The organism is Brucella sp. TWI432, assembly GCF_039674445.1.
In the GTDB taxonomy this organism is placed as follows: domain Bacteria; phylum Pseudomonadota; class Alphaproteobacteria; order Rhizobiales; family Rhizobiaceae; genus Brucella; species Brucella chromiisoli.
On record NZ_JBDJNL010000012.1, the window covers coordinates 101115 to 111913 of the forward strand.

Consider the following 10799-nt stretch of genomic DNA (forward strand, 5'->3'; position numbering starts at 1 on the left):
GGCTTCCTTATTCTGCCGCGAGCGTGCGGCCGCGTTCATGGATCTTACCGGCAATTGACAGTGCAGCGACATAACCGAATGTCATTGCCGGGCCGATGGTGATGCCTGCCCCCGGATAAGCGCCGCCCATAATCGAGGCCGCGTCATTGCCGGCAGCCCACAAGCCCGCAATCGGCTGGCTGTGCTCGTCCAGCACCCGCGATTGCGTGTCGGTTACCAGTCCCGGGAATGTGCCAAGGTCACCCATCACGATGCGCAGCGCATAGAACGGGCCCTGCTCGACGGGGGCGACATTCGGGTTCGGCTTGTTGTTGGCATCACCGAGATAGCGGTTGAAACCGGAGGTGCCGCGACCAAACTGGCGGTCTTCCCCGTTGCGGGCGCCGTCGTTATAGTGCTTCACCTCATCGGCGAACGCACGCGCATCGACGCCAATCCGCCCGGCGAGTTCCTCAAGCGTCTTGCCGCTCTTCAGATAGCCGGAGCGAAGATGTGGGCCAAGCGGCATCGGATAGGGCTTCACATAGCCGATGCCATATTTGCGGATCGTCCGGTGATCGGCAATCAGCCAGGCTTCGGTCTTACCCTTGCCCCGACACGCCTCAATCATGGCCGCGCCAACATCGTGATAAGAAAGGCTCTCATTGACGAAGCGCCGCCCCGATGCCGTCACCATGATGAAACCCGGCTTGTAGCGATCGACAAGATGCGGAAACGCGATCTCGCCACCGGGGAACGGTACTTTGGAAACCGGCATCCAGGCCGCCGCATTCGGCAGCCCTTTTGAAATATGGCCGCCGGCCTTTTCACCAAGCGCGATGCCATCGCCGGTATTGCCTTCGGGAACCGGCGTGAAATGCTCGCCCCCTTCTTTCAGATGCGGGTAAAGCGCGGAAATACGCTTGCCGTCACGGGCAAATCCACCAGCGGCCAGAATGACGCCCTTCGTTGCCTGAACATCCCGGCGTGTGCCGTCAAGGGTGACGACAACACCGGTAACGCGGCCGTCCTTCTTCACCAGTTCGCTCACCGGCGCATCGGTCACGATCTCAATTCCAAGGTCGAGCGCCGATTTCGACAAGGCCGCAGCCAGCGCATTGCCGGAGGTCAGCTGCACGCCACGCCCATGGCGCAGCAGATGCCACATATGTACGGCCAGACGCTTGGCCACATACATGGCCGAAACAGGCGACTTGGTAAAATTGAAGAAGTGCTTCAGGTCATTGTTCGAGGAGTTAAACATCATGCCCATGAAGGTAATGGTCTTCAGCGGCTGGCGCAGGCGGCGAAACTCCTTGCCAAGACGGCGACCGTCATAGGCTGCTGCTGTAACCGACCGGCCGATCTGCACGCCGCCCGCCCGCTCCGGGTGATAATCCGGATAAAGCGTGCGAACGAAACGCGCCTCGGTTTCCTTTTCCATAAAGCGCAGCATTTCCGGACCGAAATCCAGATAGGCATCAATGAAGCCGGCGTCGTATTTGTTGCCAGCCTCGCCACGCATATAGGTGTGCACGGCGGCCCGGTCTTCCTTGATGCCTTCCGCCTCATAATGCGGATTGCCGGGTATCCAGATCACGCCGCCAGAGAAGGCCGTCGTGCCACCGAAGACCGGCGCTTTTTCCAGCACAACAACGGAAAGACCCGATTTCTTGGCGGTGATCGCGGCGGTCAGGCCGGCGGCACCGGAACCAACGACGACAACGTCATAGCTATTGGCAAGGGACATTTGAGTATCCTTTCATTCGGCTGCGGCGGGCTGCAGGACCGGTTCGTGCTGGTGCGGACGAACGATCAGAGCGGCGCTGCCTGCGATTACGAGGGGAATGGCAAAGACGGCGAGCAGGGCGGCAAGGCTCAGCCCCTGCCCGATCAGGATGCCGCCGAGCATCGGTCCGATCACGGCGCCAAGACGGCCAACACCCATGGCCCAGCCGATCCCGGTTGAGCGAATTTCGGTGGGGTAAAGCGCAGCACCCAGCGCATAGAAGGCATTGAAGCCGCCATTGGTGGTGAAGCCGGCGCAGAAGGCGAGCGCGAGCGTGACGGTGAGCGAAACCGTGACATAGCCGAAGGCCGCAACCACGACAGCACCAGCGACCAGCGCCACACAGGTGACACGTGGCAGGCCAAAACGGCTGCCGCAAGCACCGATGATCAGCGTTCCGATAAAGCCGCCCAGATTGAACAGGGCACCCGCATAGATGGCCTTATCGACGGGAAGGCCTGACTGCACAGTCAGCTGGGTAATCCACGAGACGAGGAAATAGAAGGTCATGAACCCCATGATGATCGCCAGCCATAGCGCAAACGTCGCCACAAGACGCCCTTCCGCAAAGATTGCGCGGACGGAAGCCTTCTGCGTTGCGACGCGCGGCGGCAGCGTGGCAAGCGGGGCATCGCCGAGACGACGCAGAATGACGTTCAGCCTTTCAAGCGCACCGGCAGGCTGCACCCGTTTCAGGTAATCGATTGATTCCGGCAAGATCATCACGACAAACGGCAGCACGATCAGCGAAACAATACCGGCGGCCATGAGCGCGCCGTGCCAGCCCCAGACGGGCAGGAAGTGCGCAATCGTCACGCCGGTGATGACAGCACCCAGCGGATAGCCTGCAATGGCAATGGCCACGACCATGCCCTGCTGCCCCTTCGGCGCGAAATCGGCCGCCATTGTCGTCACACTTGCGAGAAATGCGCCGACGGACATGCCGATGATCGCGCGAAGCGCGATGAGTTCATAGACGTTGCGGGCCTGACTGGACGCCAGCATGGCAACTGTGATCACCGCGAGAAGGCTCATGATCAGTGGACGGCGGCCAAACCGATCCGCCAGCGGCGCGATGAACAGACCGCCAATCGCCATGCCCGCCAGCGACGCGGAAAACACAGTGCCAAGCACTTCCGGGCTGAGTTGCCAGGCACTCTTGAGCACTGGCGCGACATAGGACATGATCACGATGTCCATTCCATCAATGGCATTGAGCAGGAAGCAAATGAAGACGACCGTGATCCGCAAAGGGGTCCAGCCACCGCTTTCGCCTGTTGTTGCGCCCGATGCAGGCAATCCCCCATGTACCATTGTTTCCTCCCAGAAAATGGACGACCACAAGCGGTCGCCGGACGCGATGGCCCCGCAACTATGCAATTTCTTGTGTCGATAGATCTTCCGTCTGCAGCCTCCTGCTGCAAACTTGCATTGATTTCTATTCACGGGATTACGGTCCGTCAAATGTTTTGTTGCGATCGCAACAAACTATTTACACGACACAATGCTGAACCGTCATGCCTCATGTGCCCCAGCCCGTTAAAACAAAACAATAAACGCCTTGACTATGAACAGTGTCACGTCGAAAATGGAATGATAATCAAAACTGGAAAGATCATGAGCAATCTTGAAAAATGCCTAAGCATCGTCGAGATGCTGGCGGAAAACCCCGGCGGTCTCTCCGTATCGGCCATTGCGCAGCGGGTCAACCAGCCGGCAAGCGGCGTTCATAGGACCCTTAACGAATTGATTAGGCTAGGTTATGTCCGTCAGATTCAGGATCAGGGCGATTATGCGCTGACGATGAAACTGGCGGCACTCGGTGTCGGTTTTCTCGGACGCACCGGGGTCGGCGATATTGCGCAGCCCATTCTGGACCGTCTTGCACAGGAAAGCGGCGAGCTGATTCGTCTTTCCGTCATCGATGGTGAAAACCTGATCTGGGTCGCGGTGGCTCAGGGCGCTACCAGCGGCCTGCGTTATGACCCCGGTCAGGAACAGGGCGTCGTCGTGCATCTAGCCTCCAGTGCCGGTGGGCAGGCTTGGCTCTCTTCCATGAGTGACGAAGAAGCACTGGAACGGGTGTCCCGACAAGGGTTGATCAATAACGGCAAGCCCTCTGGTCCCGGCGCACCCCGCACCATCACCGACCTTCTGGCCATTCTGGCAAACACGCGTGCACGGGGATACTCCGTCTCCGTCGACAGCTATATCGTCGGCATGGCGGCCATGGCGATGCCGATCATGAGTGATGGCAAGGCCATCAGTTGTCTCTCGATTGCTGGCCCAGCCGTGCGTCTGACCAGCGAGCGCATGGCTGAACTTGCCCCGGCGCTGGCGCAGGCCGCACAAGAAATTGGCATGGCCGCCAATGGCTCCCGCTATTTTCCCGGTCTTCATAAATTCGGCTGAACGCAGGCCCATATCAAGAAATACAAAGGCCCCGCTTCATAACGAAGCGGGGCCTTTGCTTTGTATAGGCAGGTGCATTACTTCAACGGCGAATTCGCCATCGGAAAGGCAATCGTCGAGCGCATGTCAGTCGTCAGCCAATCCGGCCCACCCTTCGGCGGCCATACGCCCTGCGCAACAGAATCCGCGCGGATTTGACCGCGTTCGTTAACCGAAGCAAATGGCCAGATATGCGTCATGCGCGGCTTACCGTCGATGCCGTACATGCAAACCGTAAGCTTCGAAAGCGCGGTACGTGCGGGAACTGCCGCCTCCCATGCCCGGACTGTCGGCTCAAGCCCGCCGGTTTTCAAGACATAGGTGCGGAACTCATAGGCTGGGCCGAAGCTTCCGATCTGCACCGGCGGCAGAAACGGAAACGGTGCGTAGCCCTCAAGCTCAAGCCCGGTCAACCACTCCGCAGCACCAAAAGGGTTTGCTGCCCGCAACGTGCGCTCCCGCTCGGCATCGAAATCGGCAACAGTGTCGAAGCCGCGAAAAACGAACACGCGGTTCAGCGCGCCGATATCTGCGTTGAAAATGCCGAGCAGGCGTCCCTTGCCTTCGCTGGCAAAGGCCTCAATAGCCGGCGACACCTTGGCGGCCGCGCCCATGCTGGTGGAAAGCGTTGCGATTTCATATCGTTGCATGATCATTCCTTTCGTGCGTCATCGTGTCGGCGACATCGGTCGCCGTGTCGGTAAGCTTGCCAGCGGCGTGCTTGGCCACACGCCAGCCAAAGACGATGGCCGGGCCAAGCGTTGTGCCGGGGCCGGGATAGGTGCCGCGAAAAATCGAGGCGAGATCGTTGCCACAGGCGTAAAGTCCGGGAATGGCCGTCCCAGCCTCATCAAGAACACGGCCATAGACATCACCTGACAGCCCGGCGCTGGAGGCGAGGTCGGCGGGACGCACGGCCATGGCATAGAACGGACCCTGCCCGATGAGACCAAGACACGGATTTGGTCCGGCCTGCGCATCGCCATTGAATCGGTTGACGACGCTCGACCCGCGTCCGAACGCCTCATCGACGCCGGTTGCCGCCGCACGGTTGTAGGACGCGACCGTTTCCGCGAGGCCAGCCGGATCGCACCCGATGCGTGCTGCAAGATCCGCAAGCGTTCGAGCCTGGATGACGTAGCCTGCCGCGATCATGGATTTCAAGTTGGATGCACCGGGCAGGACCATGCCCATGCCATAGCGGCGCATGAAGGCGGCGTCGCAGACAAGATGCGCCGGAATGGCGCCGTTGGCGATCTGCCCCATCGCAAAATCATGATAGGAGTTGGCCTCGTTGACGAACCGCTTGCCATGCGCATCGACAGCGAGAAGACCGGGCTTGGCGCGGTCAAGAATGATATGCGGCCAGACGGCCAGCGTGCCGTCGGCCCGCCGGTAGGACGAGCAGGGCATCCACAGTGCCGGACTGTCTCCGCCATCCTCGAACCGCGCGCCGATTGCCATCGCAGCATCGGCGCCGTCGCCAGTATTGGTCGCAGGACCGAGCGCATAATCGCGGGTGCCTGCGGGAAACAGGCGCTCGCGCAGTTTGCGGTTCCAGCAAAGGCCACCGGTAGCCAGCACCACACCCTTGCGGGCGCGGATATGGCGCAGACCGCCGGGTCCGTTAAGCACCGCGCCGACCACCCGCCCCTCTTCCACGATCAGGTCGCGCAGTCCCGTATCAAAAAGCACGGGAACGCCAGCCTTGCGCAGACTGAACAACAAACGCGCCACCAAAGCATTGCCCATCAACAGCCGAGTGCCGCGCCGATAGCGCAAACGGTCCAGCAGATAGCGACCGACAATACCGGTCGCACTGCGGAAATTTGCCACCGATCCAAAAGGGGCCAGCAAAGCGCCTAGCTCATTGCGCCCGACCATCATACCGCCAAGCCCCAGAAACTCGCGGCGCGGCGGGCGCACCCGGTCAAAGTCAGCTTTGTCGAGCCGGCGCCCGTCAAACGCGACGGGCGCAAGCGCGCGGCCACCATAAGCAGCACCCGGCCCATCGAGATAATCCGGATGTGCTATCGCTGCGACGAACTTCACATCCGTTCGGCTGTCCAATTCGGCAATGGCATCAGGGCCCGATGTGAGGAAGGCTTCGCGCAAGGCATTTCCGCCCCGGTTGGCAACGATTGCCTCAAGAAAGGCGCGAGCCTCCTCCACCCGGTCTGGCACACCAGCCTGAACGGACAGATGTGTTCCCGGCACCCAGGTCGTGCCGCCGGATGTGGCGGTCGTACCGCCCACCGCGTCTGTCTTTTCGGCGAGAACCACATGAAGCCCTTCCAGCGCCGCAACGAGCGCTGCGGTCATACCGCCCGCGCCCGCGCCACAGACCAGAAGGTCCACTTCCTCAAAAGCCTGCGACCGGTCTTCCGACCCGCGTTCAGACGGCATTTTGCTCTCCTCCAACACTGTGTCTGTGCAAAACGGCCTCTCCTTCCGCCAAAGTCTCGGCGGCCAGAAAGCCGAAGGTCATGGCTGGCCCAAGCGTGATGCCACCGCTCGGATAATGCCCCCCCATGATGCTGTTCATGTCGTTGCCAGCAGCAAAAAGACCGGGCACGGGAACACCGGCGCCATCCAGCACGCGGCCCCGGCTGTCGGTTTCTATGCCGGTAAAGGTGCCAAGACTGCCGGGCACCACTTTCACCGCATAAAACGGCCCGTTTTCTATCGGGGCGAGACAGGGGTTGGGCCGATGGTCCGGATCGCCCTGCACCCGCTGGTAGGGCGTCGTGCCACGGTGAAAGTCAGGATCTTCGCCGCGCGCGGCGTGCAGGTTGAAAGCTGAAACGGTTTCTACCAGCCCCGTGGCATCGATGCCGCATCGTGCCGCAAGCGCGGCAATCGACGGGGCTTCGATCAGGTAGCCGTTGCGGATAAAGGCACCGAAGGGAACCGGCGCGGGCTTGACCGCACCCAGCCCGTAACGGCGCAGAAAGCGTCTGTCGCAGATCAGCCACGAAACCGCAGGCATGCCCGGCGGCGTGGCGGCGATCATCTCGCGAACATAGTCATGATAGGGACCGCCCTCATCAACAAAGCGCTTTCCGGCGGCGTTCACGGCAATGATTCCGGGCTTACCGCGCTCTACCAAATGCGGAAAATGCCCCGGTGCCTTCCCGCCTGCGCGCGGCACCAGCGAAACCGGCGCATAAGCCGCCGCATGGCTCATGCCCGTGTTGATATGACCGCCCACACTTTCAGCAAGACGCAGACCGTCGCCACTGTTGCTCTCCGGCGCAGCAGAATGATGCGGCGTTCCAGCCCGCACATGCGGGAGCAGATCATGCAACCGGCCCGGATCGTGCGGAAAACCGCCAGTCGCCAGCACCACGCCACGGCGAGCCGAAACGATGACGTCTCCATGCGGCCCAGCGAGAATCGCACCGCTCACGCGGTCGCCGGTGCGGCAGAGTTCGCGGGCCGAAAGCTCCGCCCAGAGCCGGACCCCACGGTCGGCAGCCGAATGCAGAAGCCGCGCGACCAGCGCATTGCCGTTGACCAATTGCATGGCGCGGCGGTGGACAGCGAGATCGCGCAGATGGCGCAGCACCCGATGCGTCACATAGGCAAAGGCACGGGGTGAGCGAAGCGCCGTCAGAAACATCCGCATGTCGACGCCAGAGGCGATGCCCATGCCCATGCCCATGAATGTCGTCTCGGGAATAGGCGAACGCAATCTCGAAATCAGCGCGCCCAGCCTGCGTCCGTCGTAGGGTGCCGCAACGACCGAGCGCCAACCTGTTGCCGCTGCGGGTACATTTCCGTGGAAATCGGGCACGTTGACACCGGGGTTGAAATGGACCGCTGTATTGTTCTCAAAAAATGTCAGCATCCGCGGTGCGGCCTCAAGATAGGCCCCGATCATGTCCTCATTGTAGCGATTGCCGAGGATAGCGCGGAGATAGGTTTTCGGCCGCTCCGGATCTTCCCCCTTACCAGCGGAAACTGCATGCGGGGCATTCGGCACCCAAAGCCAGCCGCCGGAAAAGGCGCTGGTGCCGCCGAACACATCGGCCTTTTCCGCCACAATCACATCAAGGCCAAAATGAGCGGCGGCCACAGCGGTGGCCAGACCACCTGCGCCTGAACCGATAACCAGCACATCGCAGTCCACCCGCCCCATCGCCGCGCTGGGTGTGTCAGCCATCGCCACTATCATTCTTGCCTCCTCCAGGGCGCAGAAAGTCGGCCGCGCCCAACGGGCGTCGGTACTACCGCTTTGATTTTGTGGAAAAGGCGCCCGCTCTTGTCACGAGCGCAGTTCCGTCTTTGTCGATTTATTTATACATAAAATGGAATATCATTCAATTTAATAATTACATTCCATCAAATTCGGATAACAATGCACGTGCCGATGCGAGAGCTTGTTCAGCTCTTTGCTTCGGCGCAAAGCGCTTCATAAGCTCGGTCGAGGCAATCTCAATGCTGACAGGAACATCATCAGGCAAAGCCGCAATAAAGGCCTTAAGATCGATCCCTCCCTGACCTGGAAACAACCGCCCGCCCCGAGCGATCGCAATCAGCCCCGCATCACTGGCATCATAGTCGCGTGGTGCATCACAAAGCTGGAAGTAATGAATGCGATTGCGCGGAATACGGGTGAGCTCCTCACTCTTGCCGCCAGTCCGATCCCAATGCAGCGCGTCGGCCAGCACCCCACCGTTCGGCTGTCCTGCCGCCTCCACAATAGCGATGGCTTCAGCAGCATTGCGCACGCCCGTCCAGGGCATGAATTCCAGATCGGCGGTGAGACCATAGCTGGCTGCGTGTTCGGCAAATGCTGCGAAAGTCTCTGTCAGACGTGCATGATCGGTATCGTCGCCGGCAACCAGAATATTGGCTGCGCCAAGTGCCGCCGCGCATTCCAGAAAACGCGTGAAATCCGCGGCTCTGGTTTCGGGCTTCAGCCGCACGATCTCGACATCGCCAACCCGAAGCCCCGTTTCAGCGAGGGCGGCGCGGGCCTCGTTCAGAACAGCCTTTTCCGTCAGGATCGGGTAAGGTGCCTCGCCGGTAGCCGCAGCTGGCAGCAACCGCAAACCGACACTGGAATAACCCGTTTCGGCTGCCACACGAATCGCCCGTGCTGGTGTAAGATCGGCGACGGTAAGGAAAGCGAGTGCAAAATGTCTTGTCATAACCCGCCTCACTTCGCGCACATATAATCAACCATCAAGTCGCGCACTTCCACGAACATGTCGTAGCCCGTGATGGCACGGCAGCCAAGGGCACGCGCGCGCGCAACGAACGGCGAAACCAGAGGTTGGGTAATGACGTCACCGATGAACATATTCGCACGTAGACGGTCGCCGTCAAACGGGAGCGGATCGCTATCCTTCATACCGGCGGGCGTTGCATTTACGATGACATCAAAGCCGGTGGGGTCCCCACTTCCTGCAAAAACCTTTGCCTTGCCAAGCGAAGCCAGACGCGCGATCAGGCTGTTGCGCCGCGAGTCGTCCATGTCATGAATGGCCAGCTCGCTGACGCCCGCCAACACAAGCGCATGAGCAATGGCGCTGCCAGCGCCCCCCGCGCCTGCAAGAATGGCCCTCTTGCCTTCCAGAACACAGCCTGCCTTGCGCAGGGCGACAACATGGGCCACCCCGTCGAACATGTCGCCCTCCCAACCGCTTGGCGTGCGGCGGATCGTGTTGACCGCACCGAGAAATGCCGCGCGCTCCGACAGCCGATCAACCATCGCCGTCGCAGCAATCTTGTGCGGCACGGTGATGATCACGCCATCAAGATTCTGCAACAGCCGCAGCCCCTTCCAGAACAGCACAAGATCCTGTGGCGCAACATGGCCGGGAATGCAAAGGGCGTTTAGTCCGCGCGCTTGCAACATCTCGCTGACCCCGGCTGGGGATTTAACCTGCGCGATCGGATCGCCGATCACGAAATGCAGGCGTGATGCCCCGTCGAGTTCCAAATTCATCTTCCCTCCCAGAAAATTGAATGAAATTTCATAATTGAATAAACGACCGGTTTTGATTGGTCTAGCAAAAAATGAAATCTCATTCTACTTTTTGCAAAGTTCGCACAACACATGAGACAGCCACTGTCCTTCAATGGGCTTGTTCCGCTCGTCGTTACGCCTAACCTTGGGCCAGCGCCATCAACGCGGACAGGAAATCGCAGGCAGCGTCCGCTTCGCGCAAACGGGCACGACTGTGCATGAAGCTACCTGATGTCAGACAGCGGAATCCATCGAAAGCCCAGCGAAACAGCAGATTGTTGTTTATCTGCTCCATCAGCATCCGTTCCGAGCAGATCGAGAAAAAGGCCTGAAACAGCGTTACGCGAAGCTACATCTCGGGTCGGATTGAAGGCTGCCCGCAGCGCAGCTACCTGCTACACCTAAATAAATGCCAAGAGTGAATCACAATCTCAGCATGATCGCGAGGGATTTTGCAGTAGTCTATTAGAGCACATTTGGATCAGATCGACGGCATAAAACAAATCGCTCCCGGCTTTGCACCGGGAGCGATAATTTGGTTGCGACTATGGGTTTTCTACCACTTCACCTTGAAGCCGACATTGCCTTTGAGAGCGTAGCTGT

General features: G+C 60.1%; 9 protein-coding genes. 1 reads left to right on the forward strand and 8 read right to left on the reverse strand.

Features of this window, described 5'->3' with window-relative positions:
- Nucleotides 1-7: 7 nt before the first annotated feature.
- The gene (locus ABE527_RS15905) at nt 8-1729 is read right to left on the reverse strand and encodes an FAD-dependent oxidoreductase (RefSeq protein WP_499697506.1); all 1722 of its coding nucleotides are present in this window, start codon (nt 1727-1729) and stop codon (nt 8-10) included.
- A gap of 12 nt (nt 1730-1741) precedes the next feature.
- Nucleotides 1742-3082, reverse strand: coding sequence for an MFS transporter (locus ABE527_RS15910; RefSeq protein ID WP_499697507.1), 1341 nt, complete (start codon nt 3080-3082; stop codon nt 1742-1744).
- A gap of 303 nt (nt 3083-3385) precedes the next feature.
- Here ABE527_RS15910 and ABE527_RS15915 point away from each other — a divergent pair, with 303 nt between their 5' ends.
- Nucleotides 3386-4180 (forward strand): IclR family transcriptional regulator, encoded by a 795-nt coding sequence (locus ABE527_RS15915; RefSeq protein ID WP_265985844.1) that lies wholly within the window; start codon nt 3386-3388, stop codon nt 4178-4180.
- 77 nt (nt 4181-4257) lie between these two features.
- On the opposite strand, the gene ABE527_RS15920 is transcribed toward ABE527_RS15915, so the two are convergent.
- From ABE527_RS15920 to ABE527_RS15945, 6 genes are all read right to left on the reverse strand, one after another.
- Entirely contained in the window at nt 4258-4869 is a 612-nt protein-coding gene (locus ABE527_RS15920) for an NIPSNAP family protein (RefSeq protein ID WP_499697508.1), read from the reverse strand.
- Nucleotides 4856-6625: an FAD-binding protein gene (locus ABE527_RS15925; RefSeq protein WP_499697509.1), complete on the reverse strand. Its 1770-nt coding sequence runs from the start codon at nt 6623-6625 to the stop codon at nt 4856-4858. The genes ABE527_RS15920 and ABE527_RS15925 overlap by 14 nt, the downstream gene beginning before the upstream one ends.
- Nucleotides 6615-8396 carry an FAD-dependent oxidoreductase gene (locus ABE527_RS15930; protein WP_499697510.1) on the reverse strand — a complete coding sequence of 594 codons (1782 nt, stop codon included), beginning with the start codon at nt 8394-8396 and terminating at the stop codon, nt 6615-6617. Before ABE527_RS15930 ends, ABE527_RS15925 begins: the two co-directional genes overlap by 11 nt.
- A gap of 157 nt (nt 8397-8553) precedes the next feature.
- Nucleotides 8554-9375 carry a sugar phosphate isomerase/epimerase family protein gene (locus tag ABE527_RS15935; RefSeq protein WP_499697511.1) on the reverse strand — a complete coding sequence of 274 codons (822 nt, stop codon included), beginning with the start codon at nt 9373-9375 and terminating at the stop codon, nt 8554-8556.
- Between the two features lie 8 nt (nt 9376-9383).
- Nucleotides 9384-10175, reverse strand: coding sequence for a shikimate dehydrogenase family protein (locus ABE527_RS15940; protein WP_499697512.1), 792 nt, complete (start codon nt 10173-10175; stop codon nt 9384-9386).
- A 160-nt stretch (nt 10176-10335) separates the two neighbouring features.
- Nucleotides 10336-10491: a hypothetical protein gene (locus ABE527_RS15945; RefSeq protein WP_499697513.1), complete on the reverse strand. Its 156-nt coding sequence runs from the start codon at nt 10489-10491 to the stop codon at nt 10336-10338.
- Between the last annotated feature and the right edge of the window lie 308 nt (nt 10492-10799).

Excerpts from the sequence above, each read along its gene's own strand:
- ABE527_RS15905 (WP_499697506.1), bottom strand. The coding sequence starts at position 1,729 with ATGTCCCTTGCCAATAGCTATGACGTTGTCGTCGTTGGTTCCGGTGCC.
- ABE527_RS15910 (WP_499697507.1), bottom strand. The coding sequence starts at position 3,082 with ATGGTACATGGGGGATTGCCTGCATCGGGCGCAACAACAGGCGAAAGC.
- ABE527_RS15915 (WP_265985844.1), top strand. The coding sequence starts at position 3,386 with ATGAGCAATCTTGAAAAATGCCTAAGCATCGTCGAGATGCTGGCGGAA.
- ABE527_RS15920 (WP_499697508.1), bottom strand. The coding sequence starts at position 4,869 with ATGCAACGATATGAAATCGCAACGCTTTCCACCAGCATGGGCGCGGCC.
- ABE527_RS15925 (WP_499697509.1), bottom strand. The coding sequence starts at position 6,625 with ATGCCGTCTGAACGCGGGTCGGAAGACCGGTCGCAGGCTTTTGAGGAA.
- ABE527_RS15930 (WP_499697510.1), bottom strand. The coding sequence starts at position 8,396 with ATGATAGTGGCGATGGCTGACACACCCAGCGCGGCGATGGGGCGGGTG.
- ABE527_RS15935 (WP_499697511.1), bottom strand. The coding sequence starts at position 9,375 with ATGACAAGACATTTTGCACTCGCTTTCCTTACCGTCGCCGATCTTACA.
- ABE527_RS15940 (WP_499697512.1), bottom strand. The coding sequence starts at position 10,175 with ATGAATTTGGAACTCGACGGGGCATCACGCCTGCATTTCGTGATCGGC.
- ABE527_RS15945 (WP_499697513.1), bottom strand. The coding sequence starts at position 10,491 with ATGGAGCAGATAAACAACAATCTGCTGTTTCGCTGGGCTTTCGATGGA.